The sequence below is a fragment of the Leucobacter sp. OLIS6 genome (assembly GCF_002752355.1).
Classification (GTDB): Bacteria; Actinomycetota; Actinomycetes; order Actinomycetales; family Microbacteriaceae; genus Leucobacter.
Genome location: NZ_MRAV01000015.1, coordinates 32,672 through 47,963 on the forward strand (window position 1 = coordinate 32,672; position 15,292 = coordinate 47,963).

General features: G+C 70.5%; 12 protein-coding genes. 7 read left to right on the plus strand and 5 right to left on the minus strand.

Features of this window, described 5'->3' with window-relative positions; genetic code table 11:
• Positions 1–19 precede the first annotated feature (19 nt).
• Positions 20–1,777 (minus strand): bifunctional 3'-5' exonuclease/DNA polymerase, encoded by a 1,758-nt coding sequence (locus BMH31_RS13795; protein ID WP_099722714.1) that lies wholly within the window; start codon positions 1,775–1,777, stop codon positions 20–22.
• 203 nt (positions 1,778–1,980) lie between these two features.
• Positions 1,981–3,006 carry an agmatine deiminase family protein gene (locus tag BMH31_RS13800; RefSeq protein ID WP_099722715.1) on the minus strand — a complete coding sequence of 342 codons (1,026 nt, stop codon included), beginning with the start codon at positions 3,004–3,006 and terminating at the stop codon, positions 1,981–1,983.
• Positions 3,007–3,231: 225 nt separating this feature from the next.
• Between BMH31_RS13800 and BMH31_RS13805 the strand changes: the two genes are divergently transcribed.
• From BMH31_RS13805 to BMH31_RS13820, 4 genes are all read left to right on the plus strand, one after another.
• Entirely contained in the window at positions 3,232–4,377 is a 1,146-nt protein-coding gene (locus BMH31_RS13805) for an LLM class flavin-dependent oxidoreductase (RefSeq protein WP_099722682.1), read from the plus strand.
• Positions 4,374–4,817 carry a MarR family transcriptional regulator gene (locus BMH31_RS13810; RefSeq protein ID WP_099722683.1) on the plus strand — a complete coding sequence of 148 codons (444 nt, stop codon included), beginning with the start codon at positions 4,374–4,376 and terminating at the stop codon, positions 4,815–4,817. Before BMH31_RS13805 ends, BMH31_RS13810 begins: the two co-directional genes overlap by 4 nt.
• A 17-nt stretch (positions 4,818–4,834) precedes the next feature.
• On the plus strand, positions 4,835–5,716 hold the full coding sequence (locus tag BMH31_RS15600) for a CE1759 family FMN reductase (protein WP_199068431.1): 882 nt from the start codon (positions 4,835–4,837) through the stop codon (positions 5,714–5,716).
• A gap of 158 nt (positions 5,717–5,874) precedes the next feature.
• Positions 5,875–6,075 (plus strand): hypothetical protein, encoded by a 201-nt coding sequence (locus BMH31_RS13820; RefSeq protein ID WP_143469896.1) that lies wholly within the window; start codon positions 5,875–5,877, stop codon positions 6,073–6,075.
• A 203-nt stretch (positions 6,076–6,278) separates the two neighbouring features.
• Here the strand turns inward: BMH31_RS13820 and BMH31_RS13825 are convergent, their stop codons facing one another.
• Positions 6,279–9,998 (minus strand): multifunctional oxoglutarate decarboxylase/oxoglutarate dehydrogenase thiamine pyrophosphate-binding subunit/dihydrolipoyllysine-residue succinyltransferase subunit, encoded by a 3,720-nt coding sequence (locus BMH31_RS13825; protein ID WP_099722685.1) that lies wholly within the window; start codon positions 9,996–9,998, stop codon positions 6,279–6,281.
• A 273-nt stretch (positions 9,999–10,271) separates the two neighbouring features.
• On the opposite strand from BMH31_RS13825, the gene BMH31_RS13830 reads away from it, so the two are divergent.
• Together BMH31_RS13830 and BMH31_RS13835 are read left to right on the plus strand one after the other, a co-directional pair.
• Positions 10,272–11,615: a hemolysin family protein gene (locus tag BMH31_RS13830; RefSeq protein WP_099722686.1), complete on the plus strand. Its 1,344-nt coding sequence runs from the start codon at positions 10,272–10,274 to the stop codon at positions 11,613–11,615.
• On the plus strand, positions 11,612–12,661 hold the full coding sequence (locus tag BMH31_RS13835) for a hemolysin family protein (protein WP_099722687.1): 1,050 nt from the start codon (positions 11,612–11,614) through the stop codon (positions 12,659–12,661). The genes BMH31_RS13830 and BMH31_RS13835 overlap by 4 nt, the downstream gene beginning before the upstream one ends.
• On the opposite strand, the gene BMH31_RS13840 is transcribed toward BMH31_RS13835, so the two are convergent.
• A complete protein-coding gene (locus BMH31_RS13840; RefSeq protein WP_099722688.1) occupies positions 12,643–13,236 on the minus strand; it encodes a hypothetical protein in 594 nt (197 codons plus the stop codon). The genes BMH31_RS13835 and BMH31_RS13840 overlap by 19 nt on opposite strands.
• A 116-nt stretch (positions 13,237–13,352) precedes the next feature.
• Positions 13,353–14,558: a homoserine O-acetyltransferase gene (locus BMH31_RS13845; RefSeq protein WP_099722689.1), complete on the minus strand. Its 1,206-nt coding sequence runs from the start codon at positions 14,556–14,558 to the stop codon at positions 13,353–13,355.
• A gap of 61 nt (positions 14,559–14,619) precedes the next feature.
• Between BMH31_RS13845 and BMH31_RS13850 the strand changes: the two genes are divergently transcribed.
• Positions 14,620–15,291, plus strand: coding sequence for a DNA alkylation repair protein (locus tag BMH31_RS13850; RefSeq protein ID WP_099722690.1), 672 nt, complete (start codon positions 14,620–14,622; stop codon positions 15,289–15,291).
• Position 15,292 lies beyond the last annotated feature (1 nt).

Consider the following 15,292-nt stretch of genomic DNA (forward strand, 5'->3'; position numbering starts at 1 on the left):
GCGAACCGGGCCGCCGCGCTCAGTCCTTGAGCGCGCGCTCCGAGATGCGCAGGTCGAGCCGGAAATCGACGGGCGCGTCCCCGAAGAGCAGCCGCCCGGCCGCCTGCGCGGACTCTTCGATCGCGCTCGCCACCGCCTCGGCGTGCGCGCGGGGTGCGTGCACGATCACTTCGTCGTGCAGGAAGAAGGCGAGGTGCGGGCGCGCCGAGAACACGGGTCCGGAGGCGGCCATCGGAGTCTCGCCGTGCACCGGATCGAACGCGAAGAGCCGCCGACGCAGCTCGCCCATCCAGGCGAGCGCCCACTCGGCGGCGGTGCCCTGCACGACGAAGTTGCGGGTGAACCTGCCGAACTCGCGGGCGATGCGGCGCGCGTGCTCCTCCTCGCGGCGTCCGGCTCCCGGCAGGCTCGCGGCGGCCTGCACGCCCTGCCACTCCTCGCCGGGCGGTGGGGAACTGCGACCGAGCCAGGTCGTCACGATGCCGCCCTGCTCGCCGATCGCTGCCGCGTCATCGACCAGCCGCATCGCCGCGGGGAACGCGCGGCGCAGCCGGGGGACCAGGCGGCCGCTGTCGCCGCTCGTGCCGCCGTACATCGCGCCGAGCACGGCGATCTTCGCGTCCTGCCGGGTGGCGACGGCCCCGCTCTCGACGATTCCCGCGTAGAGGTCGCGTCCGGCGCCCGCGGCGGCCATGGCGCGGTCGCCCGACATCGCCGCGAGAACCCGCGGTTCGAGCTGCGACACGTCGGCCGAGACGAGTAGGCAGCCGGGGTCGGCGCGCAGCGCGGGGCGCAGGCTGCGCGGGATCTGCAGCGCGCCCCCTCCGCTCGACGCCCACCGGCCCGTGACCACGCCGCCGGGCACGTAGACCGGACGGTACCGGCCGTCGCGCACCCACTCGTCGAGCCAGTTCCAGCCGTTCGCCGAGAGCAGGCGCGCGAGCTTCTTGTAGTGCAGGAGCGGCGGGATCGCGGGGTGCTCGTGCTCGGCGAGCTCCCAGCGCGATGTCGAGGACGCCTCGATGCCCGCAGCGCGCAGGGCGCGCAGCAGCTTCGGCGGGGAGTCGAGGCTCGCCGAGGGGTCGCCGAGCGCGGCGCGGACCTCTTCGCCGACGGCGAGGAGCGCCGCCGGCTTCGCGCCGGGAGCGGGCCGGGGGCCGAGCGCCTCGCTCAGGATGCGGTCGTGCTCCTCGGTGTCCCAGGGGACCCCGGCGGAGGTCAGCTCGACCGCGATGAGCGCGCCCACCGACTCGGCGGCGAGCAGCAGCGCGATGCGGTTCGGTTCTGCGGCGGAGTCGATGGCGGACCGCTGCCGGTCGAACTCGGCGAGCACCTCCGAAAGCGAGTCGGGCACCGTCGGACGGCGTGCGGACCCGGCCTCCAGCTCGAACAGTGCGGGCATCAGCGGAGCTCGCGGCTCTTCGACGGGGTCGGGCGCCACCGCCCACTGCGTCGCGGCGTGGAGGGCGGCCCGGTCGCGCACCAGTACCGAGTTGCGCAGGATCTGGTGGCAGAGCCGCAGATCGTGGCAGCGTTCGACGCGCACGCCTGCGGTCAGGAGCGCCGGATAGACGGCCGGGGTGTCGGCCCACACCCACCTGCGTGGCGCCTCGGCCTCGCGGGCGGCGACGAAGTTCGCCAGGCCGTCCGCCGGGATGGGTATCTCGGGGGAGCGCCCGCCCGATTCGTCGAGTTCGACCGCCGCCAGGCCGCCCGGCGCGGTGCCGGAGCGTCCCACCGCGCACCAGCGCGGGGACGGGGATTCTCGTGGGGGCATGTCGACCACCGTATCCCGCACCACCGACATCGGGTTCCGGTCGCACGCAGGCGTCAGCGCCCCCCCCCCGCGGAGATCTGCAGCATTTCGGAGCGGATACGTCGGAGGAGTCCGAAATCGTGCGGATCTCCGGGCTCATAGCCACCGTGCACGCAGAAGGCCCCGGATCCGCGAGGGATCCGGGGCCGTGCTTCGGACGGGGCTCAGCCGACCTTGGGCTGCTGCTGCGTGATGCAGTGGATGCCACCGCCGCGCGCGAACAGCGGGCGCGCGTCGATCCCGATGATCTCGCGGCCCGGGTACGCCTCGCGCAGGATGCCCTGGGCGCGATCGTCGGCGGGGTCCGCGAAGGCGCAGGCCAGCACCGCGCCGTTGATCACGACGTGGTTGATGTAGCTGTAGTCGACGAAGCCCTCCTCGTCGCGCAGCGCCTCGGGCGCCGGCAGATCCAGGATCTCGAGGCCGGCCGAGGTCTCCGTGTTCCAGCGCTCGGCGACGGTGCGGTTCTCGCGCGCGATCGCGTGGTCGGGGTGGCTCTCGGCGTCCTGGCGGTGCATGAGCAGCACCTCGGGATTCGGGAACACCGCGAGGATGTCGGAGTGCCCACGGGTGCCGAAGGTGTCGTGGTCCCGGTGCAGCCCGCGGGGGAGCCACAGAGCGCTCTCGGTGCCGATGGTGCGGTTCAGCTCGGCCTCGACCTGCTCCTTGCTCCAGCCCGGGTTGCGGCCCGGATCGAGCTGCACGGTCTCGGTGAGCACGACGCGGCCGGTACCGTCGACCTGGATCCCGCCGCCCTCGTTGGTCATCTCGGAGTCGATCAGTTCGGCCCCGGCCGCTTCGGCGACGATGCGTCCGATGTGCTGATCCTTGTCCCACTGAGCCCAGCTCTGGCCGCCCCAGCCGTTGAACACGTAATTGACGGCGCCGAGGCGGCCGTTCTCGCCGAGCACGAAGCTCGGGCCGATGTCGCGCATCCACGCGTCGTTGAGGGGAGCGGTCAGCAGTTCGATCTGCCCCGAGAGGTAGCGGCGGGCCACCGCCTCGTCGCCCGGGTTCACGACGACCGTGACCGGCTGGAACTCGCTCGCGGCGTTCGCCACGGCGGACCAGGTCGTGCGGGCCTCTTCGGCCTCCGCCTCGGTGTCTCCCAGCGTGTAGCCGGTGGTCGGCCAGGCCAGCCAGAGTCGATCCTGCTCGTGCCCCTCGATGGGCATGCGCCACGCGCTCATCGCACCCTCGTCCTTCATCGTGTCAGTGGTGTGTCGGAACAGTCTACGGGTCACCGGAGCGCTCGTGATCCTCGGTCGCGCCTGTGCCGCAGACCCTGCGGCGAGGTCTGTGTCCGTGCGCAGCGAGCTCCCAGCCGCGCCCCTTGCACAAATGTATTCATTTGAATATAGTTGGGGTATCGCACGCCCCACATCGTCGGGCGGCACCAGCAGAAGGAGCCCGTCATGGAGTTCGGAGTCTTCTCCGTCGGAGACCTCACCGTCGATCCCACCACCGGCATCATGCCGACCGAGCACGAGCGCATCAAGGCGCACGTCGCGATCGCGAAGAAGGTCGAAGAGATCGGCATGGACGTGTTCGCGACCGGCGAGCACCACAACCCGCCGTTCTTCCCCTCCTCGCCGACGACCACCCTCGGCTATATCGCCGCAGTCACCGAGCGGATCACCCTCTCGACCGCGACGACCCTCATCACCACCAACGATCCGGTGAAGATCGCCGAGGATTACGCCACCCTGCAGCACCTCGCCGATGGCCGCGTCGACCTCGTCATGGGCCGCGGCAACACGGGTCCCGTGTACCCCTGGTTCGGCAAGGATATCCGCACCGGGATCCCGCTGGCGATCGAGAACTACGCGCTGCTGCGCCGGCTCTGGACCGAGGACGTCGTCGACTGGGAGGGGCAGTTCCGCACCCCGCTGCGCGATTTCACCTCGACCCCGCGCCCGCTCGACGGGGTGCCGCCGTTCGTCTGGCACGGATCCATCCGCAGCCCCGAGATCGCCCACCAGGCGGCCTTCTACGGCGACGGCTTCTTCGCGAACAACATCTTCTGGCCGAAGGAGCACTACCAGCGACTGATCGCGATCTACCGCGAGCGCTACGAGCACTACGGGCACGGCGCGGCGAACCAGGCGATCGTCGGCCTCGGCGGCCAGTTCTTCATGCGCAAGAACTCGCAGGACGCGGTGAACGAGTTCCGTCCCTACTTCGACAAGGCTCCCGTCTACGGGCACGGGCCCTCGATGGAGGACTTCATGAACCAGACCCCGCTCATCGTCGGCAGCCCGCAGCAGGTGATCGACCGCACCCTCTCGTTCCGCGAGTGGGCGGGCGACTACCAGCGCCAGCTGTTCCTCATCGACCACGCGGGGCTCCCGCTGAAGACGGTGCTCGAGCAGCTCGACCTGTTCGGCGAGCTCGTGCTGCCGGTGCTGCGCGAGGAGTTCGCCAAGGGACGCCCGGCCGAGGTGCCCGAGACGCCGACGCACGCCAGCCGCCTCGAAGCGGCCCGGGTCGCAGCGGCGGCGGCCGAGGCCCAGGCGGCCGAGGCGCCCGTCGATCCCGCACTCGACGAGGACCGCTGGTGAGGGCCGGCAGCACCGGAGCGGCCGTCGCCGCCTGGGAAGCGCTGTTCGTCGCCCAGTCGACCCTGGCCCGACGGTTCGCCGCCGCGCCGGTCTGGCACGGGCGCACCATGCAGGAGTACGACGTGCTCTACCAGCTGAGCAAGCCGGGCGCCGAGCGCCTGCGTCAGTGCGACCTGACTTCGCTGCTGCTCATCTCGCAGCCGTCGCTCAGCCGGCTGATCGACCGGCTCGTGCAGGAGGAGCTCGTCGAACGCCGTCCCGATCCCGAAGATCGGCGCGGCACGATCCTCTCGCTCACCGGAGCGGGACTCGAACTGCAACGCCGCATCGGAGCGGGCCACGCCCGCGACGTCGCCGCCGCCATGCGCGAACGCCTCACGGCCGACGAGATCGAGACGCTCCGCACCCTCACCGAACGACTCGTCGCCACCGAAGAATAGACCGGAGAACAGCCATCGTGAACGCCACCCAGAGCAGTGCAACGGCCGCGGCCCCGCAGCGGGTCCGCCTGGTCGCGGTCTCGGGCGGGCTCGGCAGCCCGTCCAGCTCGAGGCTCCTCGTCGACCGGATCGTGTCGCACGCGCAGCGCTCGCTCGAAGCCCACGGGATCGCGGCCGAGACCGAGGTGATCGAGCTCCGGGAGCTCGCCGTCGAGATCGCCCACAACCTCGTCACCGGATTCGCCGAGCCCCGGCTGCGCGCAGCGCTCGACGCGGTGCGCGCGGCGGACGGCGTGATCGCGGTCTCACCCGTGTTCAACGCCTCCATCGCCGGCCTCTTCAAATCCTTCTTCGACCTCATCGAGCCCGGAGAACTGCGGGGGATCCCCATCGCGATGGGAGCGACGGGCGGCAGTGCCCGGCACTCCCTCGTGATCGAGTTCGCGATGCGTCCGCTCTTCGCCTACTTGCGATCCATCCCGATGCCCACCGGCATCTTCGCGGCCACCGAGGAATGGGGGTCGGCCCGGGGCAGCGATGGGATCGACGAGCGGTCGGCGCGCGTCGCTCGCGAACTCGTCGACGCGATCCGGCACCGCCTCTGGGCGGATGGCGGCGCGCGCTCCTCGGGCGGCGACGCCGTGCTCTCCGCGCTTCCGGTTCGTGGGGGAGACGAGGCGGACGGTGCCGCCGCTGGTGATTCGGCGGCGTCCGCGCCGGGTGACGACTCGACCGCGCGCATGGACGACGATCCCGCGGCGGCCGGTGCCCCGACCATCGCCGCGACGACGGCGGACTTCAGCCGCCGCTCGCTCCAGGACCAGGCGAAGCGCGAAGAGCACGACACCTTCGCCGACCTGATGTCGAAGTTTGCGGGAACCGAGGTCGGGGATTCCTGACCGGGGTATTCGTGACGCGCAGGTGACGGCACGGTGAACGAGCGGGATCGTCGAGCGGAAGCTTGGCGGTCCCGCTCGCGCGTCGGGTGCGGGACCGTCGTGTATCGCTGAGACTGGGTGCGTTCATCCCGCAGCACCTCAGCGCCTCGGAGGCCACCGTGACCCCGCACCGCAGCCGCTTCTCCCGTCGTCCCCCGATGATCCTGCCCGCGACCGTGGTCGCGCTGCTCACCGCGGCCAGCGCCTGCCTGCTGCTCCCCGAATCGACGAGCCCAACGGACCCTGCGCTCGGACTGTTCCTCGTCGCGATCCCGGCGTCCGCTGCAGCGGTGGTGCTGGCGATCCGCCCGCGCAGCTGAATCGGAGATCGCCACCACCACCAACAACACGGCGCAGCGGGATTTCGGAGATCTGCGGCATTTCGGACCATCCCGTCCGCTGCGTCCGAAATCCTGCAGATCTCCGAGATCGTCGGCTCCGCGCGGGACGCCGCACCGACCCCGGACACGCAGGAGGGCCCGCGCCGAAGCGCGGGCCCTCACTGTTCTCGGAACTGCGGGGATCAGCTGTCGAAGGTCAGCGCCCGGCTGATCAGCGACTCCTGCTCGACCGCGTGCACCTTGGCGGAGCCGGTCGACGGCGCCGCGGAGGCGGCACGCGAGACGAGACGGATCTTGTCGTTCGCGAGCTTCTTCGCGAGTTCGAGCGAGATGAACGGCCACGCGCCCTGGTTCTCGGGCTCGTCCTGCACCCACACGAGCTCGGCGCCCGGGTAGCCGGAGAGCACCGAGGTGAGCTCGGCGGTCGGCATCGGGTAGAACTGCTCGATGCGCACCACGGCGACGCGGGGATCGGGGTTCTTGTCGAGCGCCGCGCGCAGGTCGTAGTAGGTCTTGCCCGAGACGAGGATCACGCGGCGCACCGCGCTCTTGCTCTCGAGCTTCGGATCGTCGATGACGGGCTGGAACGCGCCGGTCGTGAACTCCTCGACCGACGACGTCGCGCCGCGCAGACGCAGCATCGACTTCGGGGTGAAGACGATGAGCGGCTTGCGGGGACGCGCGTACGCCTGGCGGCGCAGCAGGTGGAAATAGTTCGCGGGCGTCGAGGGGCGGGCGACCGTCATGTTGTCCTCCGCGCACAGCTGCAGGTAGCGCTCGATGCGGGCCGACGAGTGGTCGGGGCCCTGGCCCTCGTAGCCGTGCGGCAGGAGCAGCACGACGGAGGAGCGCTGGCCCCACTTCTGCTCGGCCGCGGCGATGTACTCGTCGATCACGGCCTGCGCCGTGTTCGCGAAGTCGCCGAACTGCGCCTCCCACAGCACGAGGGCGTCCTCGCGCTGCAGCGAGTAGCCGTACTCGTAGGCGAGCGCCGCGTACTCGGAGAGCAGGGAGTCGTAGATCCAGAAGCGGGCCTGATCCTCCGACAGGTTGAGCAGCGGGAGCCACTCCTGTCCGTTCGCGCGGTCGTGGAACACGGCGTGGCGCTGCGCGAAGGTGCCGCGGCGCGCGTCCTGGCCGGCGAAGCGCACCGCGGTGCCCTCCATCAGCAGGGAGCCGAGCGCGAGCAGCTCGCCGAAGCCCCAGTCGATGCCGCCCTCGCGGCTCATCTGCACGCGCTTGTTGAGGAGCTGCTGCAGCTTCTGGTGCACGGTGAAGCCCTCGGGCTTGTTCGCGTGCGCGTCGCCGATGCGCTCGACCACTGCGCGGCTGACCGCGGTCTCGACGGCGGTCGTCGCGGTCTCGGCGCTCGGCGGGGTGGCGACGCCGCTCTGGTCGATCACGGGGATCGAGCCGGTCTGCGCGGCGTGCGTCTCCATGAACGCTCGCTCGAGGCGGTCCTGGAAGTCCTGCTTCGACTTCTCGTACTCCTCCTCGGTGATGTCGCCGCGACCGACGAGCGCGCCGGTGTACAGGCGACGGGTGGAGCGCTTCGCCTCGATGAGGTCGGTCATGAGCGGCTGGGTCATCGACGGGTCGTCGCCCTCGTTGTGCCCGCGGCGGCGGTAGCAGACGAGGTCGATGATCACGTCGATGTGGAACCGCTGACGGAACTCGTAGGCGAGCTTCGCGACGCGGACGACCGACTCCGGATCATCGCCGTTCACGTGGAAGATGGGCGCCTGGATCGTCTTGCCCACGTCGGTCGAGTAGATGCCGGTGCGCGAGTCGCGGGGGAGGGTCGTGAATCCGACCTGGTTGTTGATCACGATGTGGATCGTGCCGCCCGTACGGTAGCCGCGCAGCTGCGACATCTGCAGGGTCTCGTACACGACGCCCTGGCCGGCCATCGCCGCGTCGCCGTGGATGAGGATCGGCAGCGTGGTGAACGATCCGATCGGCTTCAGGTCCTGCTTGGCGCGGACGATGCCCTCGAGCACGCCGTCGACGGTCTCGAGGTGCGACGGGTTCGCGGCGAGGTGGATCGGCACCTGGGTGCCGTTCGGCGCGGTGAAGACGCCGGAGGTGCCGAGGTGGTACTTCACGTCGCCCGAGCCGGCCTTCTGCATCTGCGCGCCCTCGAACTCGCGGAAGATCTGGCCGTAGGTCTTGCCCGCGATGTTGGAGAGCACGTTGAGGCGGCCGCGGTGGGCCATGCCGATGTCGACGCTGTCGACGCCGTCCTCGGCCGCGTCGATGAGCATGGCGTCGAGGAACGGGATCACGGACTCGCCGCCCTCGAGGCTGAATCGCTTCTGCCCGACGTACTTGGTCTGCAGGAAGGTCTCGAAGGCCTCGGCCTCGTTCAGCTTGTCGAGGATGCGCAGCTGCTCGTCGTGGCTCGGCTTCTCGTAGGGGACCTCGACCTTGCCCCGGATCCAGAGCCGCTGCTCGGGATCCTGGATGTGCATGTACTCGATGCCGATCTTGCGGCAGTAGGAGTCGCGGAGCACGCCGAGGATGTCGCGGAGCAGCATGGTGCGCTTGCCGCCGATGCCGCCGGTGACGAACTCCCGGTCGAGATCCCAGAAGGTGAGCCCGTGGTTCTCGATCTCGAGATCGGGGTGCGTGCGCTGCACGTACTCGAGGGGATCGACGTCGGCCATGAGGTGGCCGCGCACGCGGAAGGAGTTGATGAGCTCCTGCACGCGGGCGGACTTGTCGATGGCGCCCGAGATGTCGACGTGGATGTCGGAGGCCCACTGCACCGGCTTGTAGGGGATGCGGAGGGCGGCGAAGATCTCCTCGTAGAAGTCGTGCCCGCCCGTGAGGCGCTCGTGCACGATCTTGAGGAACTGGCCCGACCCAGCACCCTGGATGACGCGGTGGTCGTAGGTGCTGGTCAGGGTGATGGTCTTCGAGATGCCGAGGCGGGTCAGCACCTCTTCGGAGGCGCCCTGGAACTCGGCCGGGTACTCGAGCGCACCGGCGCCGATGATCGCGCCCTGGCCCTGCATGAGGCGGGGGACCGAGTGCACGGTGCCGATGCCGCCGGGATTGGTCAGCGAGATCGTGGTGCCCTGGAAGTCGGCGGCGCCGAGCTTGTTGTCGCGGGCGCGCTTCACCAGGTCCTCGTAGGCGACGAGGTAGTCGTTGAAGTCGAGGGTCTCGGCGCGCTTGATCGAGGGGACGAGCAGCGAGCGGGTGCCGTCGGGCTTCGGGATGTCGATCGCGATGCCGAGGCCGATGTGCGCGGGCACCACGATGGAGGGCTTGCCGTCGACGTCGGCGTAGGCCACGTTCTGGCTGGGGAAGTCCTTGAGGGTCTGGATCAGCGCCCAGCCGATGAGGTGGGTGAACGACACCTTGCCGCCGCGGCTGCGGCGGAGGTGGTTGTTGATCACGATGCGGTTGTCGATGAGGAGCTTCGCCGGGATCGTGCGCACGCTCGTCGCGGTCGGGATCGTGAGGCTCTGGTCCATGTTCTTGGACAGCGTGCGCGCCATGCCGCGGAGCGGGGTCACGGCGTCCTCGTCGACCGGGATGACACCGGTGATGGGCGTCGTGCGGGGGGCCTCTGCCGGGATCGGAGCCGAACGCGGCGCGACGTTGGTGGTGCGCGCGGGTTGGGTTCCGGTGGAAGCGGCGGGGCTCGCGGCCGCGGCTGCGGGAGTCGCGGGCGGGGTCACCGCCTGCGCGGCGGGGGCTGCGGTCTGCGGGGGAGCGGCGGCTCCCGTCGCGCCTTCTCCTGCGGCGAAGCGCTGGAGGATCGGCCACCAGGAGCGGTCCACCGAGTTCGGGTCGGCGCTGTACTGCTTGTACAGCTCCTCGACCAGCCAGGCGTTCGCACCGAAATCTCCTGCGGGGTTACCGTTCTCGGTAACCGGAGTCCGCTCAGCCAAACCGAATTCCTCTCGTTTCTGTAGCGCGCGCGGGGAGGCCCGCAAGCGCCTCGCATCGGTGGGGGCGCTCACCCGAATACCCTACGCCTATTCCCTGGGCGCCGTGGATCCGTCCGCGGTGCGCGGACAGGCGTTCATCCGGTATCCCGGACACCTGTCGGACGAGGAGGTCCCCCTGCTAGGATGAGCGCAAATGGACGCCCCAGCCCACTCTCAATCGGACCCTCCGAGTACCAACCGCGCTGAGGCGCGGATCCCCGTGCGAGGCCGTCGATGAACGACGTCATCGCTTTTGCACTCGGCATACTGCTGACCTTCGGAACCGGCGTGTTCGTCGCGGCCGAATTCTCCCTCGTCGCGCTCGATCGCCACGAACTCGAGCGGCGCCGCGATTCCGGCGAGCGCGGCCTCGACCGCGTGATCAACGCCCTCCGGCACACCTCGACGCACCTCTCCAGCGCGCAGCTCGGCATCACGCTCACGACGCTGCTCGCGGGCTTCCTGCTCGAGCCGGTGCTGAGCGCCTGGCTCGACGGCCCGATCGGGGCGCTCGGAGTCCCCGAGGCGCTGCGCCGCGCGATCAGCGCGCCGCTCGCGGTCGCCTTCGCGACGCTGTTCTCGATGGTGGTCGGCGAGCTCGTGCCCAAGAACTTCGCCCTGGCGAAGCCGCTGGGCACGGCGCGCTTCGTCGTCCCCATGCAGGCCGCGTTCACCGCGGTGTTCAAGCCGGCCGTCCTCGTGCTGAACGGCAGCGCGAACGGCGTGCTGCGCTCCATGGGGATCGAGCCGAAGGAGGAGCTCTCGGGCGCCCGCACGGCCGAGGAGCTCTCGTCGCTCGTGCGCCACTCGGCGAGCGCCGGCCTGCTCGAGGCCGACACCGCGACGCTGCTCGACCGCACCCTGCGCTTCTCGGAGCTCACCGCCGCCGACGTGATGACCCCGCGGCTCAAGGTCGAGAGCGTGCAGCGCCTCGAACCGGCGCAGGCGGTGCTCGAGCTCGCGGGGCGTACCGGCTTCTCCCGATTCCCAGTGATCGACGGCGACCGCGACGACGTCGTCGGTGTCGTCCACGTCAAGCAGGCGGTCTCGGTGCCGCGCGAGAAGCGCGGCGAGGTCCCCGCGGCTGCGCTCGCCGAGGAGGCCATGCGCGTCCCCGAGACCATGCGGCTCGACCAGCTCCTCGGCGAACTGCGCGGTTCCGGCTATCAGCTCGCCCTGGTCGTCGACGAGTACGGCGGGACCGCCGGCATCGTCACCCTCGAGGACCTGGTGGAGGAACTCGTCGGCGAGGTCGCCGATGAGCACGATCGAGCGCAGGCCGGCGTGGTCGGCACCGCGACCGAGCTCACCTTCCCGGCCGACCTGCGGCCCGACGAGGTCCGCGATCGCACCGGGATCGAGATCCCCGAGCACGACAGCTACGACACCGTCGCCGGCTACGTGCTGCAGCAGCTCGAGCGGATCCCCGTGGTCGGCGACGAGGTGCTGCTGCCCGAGGGCGGACGCCTGCGGGTGGAGCGCATGGAGGGGCGTCGCATCGCGCGCCTGCGGTACTTCGCGCCCGCGCCGGTGACCGACACCGGATCCGCGACCGACGAGGGGGAGGCCCGCGCATGAACGACTGGCTCGGAATCCTCTGGCTGGTGCTGCTGCTCATCGCCAACGCCTTCTTCGTCGCGGCCGAATTCGCGGTCATCTCGGCCCGACGCTCGCAGATCGAACCGAAGGCCGAGGCCGGCTCGAAGCGGGCGAAGACCGCGCTCTACGCGATGGAGCACGCCACCCTGATGCTCGCGACGAGCCAGCTCGGCATCACCGTCTGCTCGCTGCTGATCCTGAACGTCTCGGAGCCCTCGATCCACCACCTGCTGTCGGGGCCGCTGAGCTGGACCGGCCTCTCGACCGAGATCGTCTCCGTCGCGGCGTTCGTCATCACGCTGCTCGTGGTGTCCTATCTGCACGTCGTGTTCGGCGAGATGATCCCGAAGAACGCGGCGTTCTCGATGCCCGACCAGGCCGTGCTGCTGCTCGCCCCGCCGCTCGTCTGGATCTCCCGGATCCTGCGCTTCGTGATCGCGGGCCTGAACGCGACCGCGAACGGGGTCCTGCGCCTGTTCAAGGTCGAGCCGAAGAACGAGTCCAACAGCACCTTCACGCTCGAGGAGGTCGCGAACATCGTGAGCCACTCGACCCGCGAGGGCGTGCTCGAGGACCGCAGCGGAGCGCTCTCCGCGGCCTTCGAGTTCACGACGAAGCAGGCGAAGGACATCCTGGTACCGCTCGACCGCCTCGTCTCACTGCCGATCGGCGCGACGACCGAGGACGTCGAGGCCGCGGTCACGAAGCACGGCTTCTCGCGCTACCCGATGCGCGACGCCGACGATGCGCTGGTTGGCTACGTCCACATCAAGGATCTGCTGCGCCTGGGCGCCGATCGCATCGCGGAGCCGATCCCGCCGAAGCGGATCCGCGAGCTGCTCACCATGCACCCCGAAGCGGAGCTCGAGGGCGTGCTGGCGCGCATGCAGGCGCGCGGCGTGCACCTCGCTCAGATCCGCGACCGGGACGGCCTGATCCTGGGCATCGTGTTCCTGGAGGACGTGATCGAGGAGCTGGTCGGCGAGGTGCACGACGCCACGAGGCGTCAGCGGTTCGCCGACTGAGCCTCGTCCGCCGTCGTGAGCTGGACGGACGCGTCGATGCTGCCGGTCGAGCCGAGCATCAGCTGGAGCGCGGGGGGCAGGGTCTTCGGAATCTCGATCGACAGGTCGAGCCGATCGTGCCCCTCGCCGACCAGGTGCGGCGTGACCGAGACATTGGTGCCCACCGGAGTCTGACCCGCGATGGCGAGGCTGCCCGAGACGGTGACGGGATCCTCGTCGCCCGCGCGACGGAGCACCACGGCCTCGGTGAGCGAGAAGGTCAGCTCGGGGCCGTCGGCGAGCCGGGCGTCGACCGTGGCCGCGGTGATCTCGCTCGAACTGATCGTGATCCTGCCGCTGACCGTGACCCCGTGCTCGCTGAGCAGTTTGAGGTTCTCGGGCTTTGTGATGGTGAGGCCGGTGACGCGGTGCTCTGCCGCCGCCTGCTCGTCGAAGATGCCCGATCCGTTCTCGGCCCGCAGCGGGGGACTGACTGAGTTCGACGGGGCCTGGGCCGCCGCGCAGCCGACGAGGCACAGGGGCACCGCGAGCGTCGCAGCCACCTTGGCACGGGACGTGCGCGCAGAACGACGCATCTCTCCTCTTTCTCTCCCGGTGGGACCGACTCCGGAAGCCTAGGCGGGCGAGGTGGGAGCGTGCTGAGCGCCGCTCCCGCACCTCGCCGAGGGGTCGGCCGTCGTCGGGCGGCGGATCAGGCGGCGAGCAGTCGCTCGAGTTGAGCGCCGACGAGCGCGGACTCGATCAGGAACGCGTCGTGCCCGAACGGGGAGTCGATGCGGGTCGCGCGGTCGCCGTCGAGGCTGCCCGGCGCGTGCTCCGCGATGAGGTCCTGGCCGTCGATCGTGAACAGCCGGTCGCTGGGGATCCCGAGCACGAGGGTGGGGAGCTCGAGCCGCTGCAGCGCCGCGGCGACGCCGCCCCGCCCGCGGCCGACGTCGTGCGAGTTCATGGCCTGGACGAGGGTCACGTAGCTGCCGGCGTCGAAACGGCGGGTGAACTTGTTGCCGTGGAAATCGAGGTAGGACTCGACCGCGAAGCGACCGCCGCCGCCGAGGGGACTGACCGCCGACTGCCAGGCGCGTCCGAAGCGCTCGTCGAGCTCGGTGTTGCTGCGGTAGTTGAGCAGCGCGAGCCGTCGCGCCGTGGCGAGTCCGTGGTGCGGGCCGACGCCGTCGGGCGCGTCGTAGTAGTTGCCGCCGCGGAAGGCGGGATCCGAACGGATGGCCTCCAGCTGCACGAGGTTCAGCCCGATCTGGTCGGCGGTGGTCACCGGCGGGGCGGCGATCACCGCGAGGCGGTCGGCGCGATCCGGGTGGCTCAGCTGCCACTCGAGCGCGTGCATGCCGCCGACCGATCCACCAATGACCGCTCGGAATCGCGCGATACCGAGCTCGTCGACGAAGCGCGCTGCGGCGTTCACCTGGTCCCGGATCGTGAGGTAGGGGAACCGGCCGCCCCATTCGCGTCCGCTCGGGTCGAGCGATGCGGGACCGGTCGAGCCCTGGCAGCCGCCGAGCACGTTCGGGGCGATGACGCAGAAGCGGTCGGTGTCGAGCGCCTTGCCTGGCCCGACGATCTCGGCCCACCACCCGTCGGTCGGGTGCCCCGGGCCCGCGGGGCCGGCGAGGTGGCTGTCGCCCGTGAGCGCGTGGAAGACGAGAATCGCGTTGTCGCGCGCCGGGGCGAGCTCGCCGAAGGTCTCGTAGGCGATGCGAGCGCCGGGCAGGACCTCACCGGTCTCCGTGACGAAGTCGCCGATCGGCAGGAACTTCCGGGAGCCGACCGGGTCGCCGTCGCGCCAGGCCCCCGAGATCGGCGGGCGTCCGATGAGGGCGCGCAATTGCGCGTCGGTGATGAAGTCCGTCGGAAACGAGTCCTCGGGCGTCTGCCAGTCCATATCCTCCATCCTGCCCGGCTTCTCGGGCGGGCGAGCGAATGTTACGCGTACGCTGGGCGGCATGACCGAGACGAACACTGCGACCACCGTGCGCGAGCAGCTCGCCGCTCTGGAGGACCCCAGGGTCCGGGCCGTGAACGAGCGGCATGGGGACTCGCACGGGGTGAACCTCACGAAGCTCCGCGCAGTCGCGAAGGCCGCGGGCCGTGACGAAGCCGCGGCGGCCGAGCTGTGGGCGTCCGGGGACGTCGCGGCGCAGCTCGTCGCGATCCTCATGCTGCGGCCCAAGGACCGGGATGCCGACGGCTACGACGCGATGCTGCGCGAGGCCGGATCGCCGAAGGCGCACGACTGGCTCGTCGCCTACCTGGTCAAGAAGAGCCCGAGCGCGGAGTCGCTGCGGCTGCGCTGGATCGCGGACCCCGACCCGGTGGTCGCGAGCGCCGGGTGGGCGCTCACGACCGAGCGCGTGGCGAAGCGGCCCGAAGGTCTCGACCTCGACGGGCTGCTCGACACGATCGAGGCCGAGATGCGCGATGCGCCCGATCGTCTGCAGTGGGCGATGAACTCCTGCCTGGGAGAGATCGGGATCCGCGACGCCACCCGCAGAGCACGAGTGCTCGATATCGGCGAGCGCCTCGGCGTGCTCGAGGACTACCCGACGCCGCCCGGATGCGTGTCGCCTTACGTGCCGATCTGGGTTCCCGAGATCGTGCGGCGGAACGGCGGCTGAC

Excerpts from the sequence above, each read along its gene's own strand:
- BMH31_RS13830 (WP_099722686.1), top strand. The coding sequence starts at position 10,272 with ATGAACGACGTCATCGCTTTTGCACTCGGCATACTGCTGACCTTCGGA.
- BMH31_RS13850 (WP_099722690.1), top strand. The coding sequence starts at position 14,620 with ATGACCGAGACGAACACTGCGACCACCGTGCGCGAGCAGCTCGCCGCT.
- BMH31_RS13795 (WP_099722714.1), bottom strand. The coding sequence starts at position 1,777 with ATGCCCCCACGAGAATCCCCGTCCCCGCGCTGGTGCGCGGTGGGACGC.
- BMH31_RS13800 (WP_099722715.1), bottom strand. The coding sequence starts at position 3,006 with ATGAGCGCGTGGCGCATGCCCATCGAGGGGCACGAGCAGGATCGACTC.
- BMH31_RS13840 (WP_099722688.1), bottom strand. The coding sequence starts at position 13,236 with ATGCGTCGTTCTGCGCGCACGTCCCGTGCCAAGGTGGCTGCGACGCTC.
- BMH31_RS13835 (WP_099722687.1), top strand. The coding sequence starts at position 11,612 with ATGAACGACTGGCTCGGAATCCTCTGGCTGGTGCTGCTGCTCATCGCC.
- BMH31_RS13845 (WP_099722689.1), bottom strand. The coding sequence starts at position 14,558 with ATGGACTGGCAGACGCCCGAGGACTCGTTTCCGACGGACTTCATCACC.
- BMH31_RS13805 (WP_099722682.1), top strand. The coding sequence starts at position 3,232 with ATGGAGTTCGGAGTCTTCTCCGTCGGAGACCTCACCGTCGATCCCACC.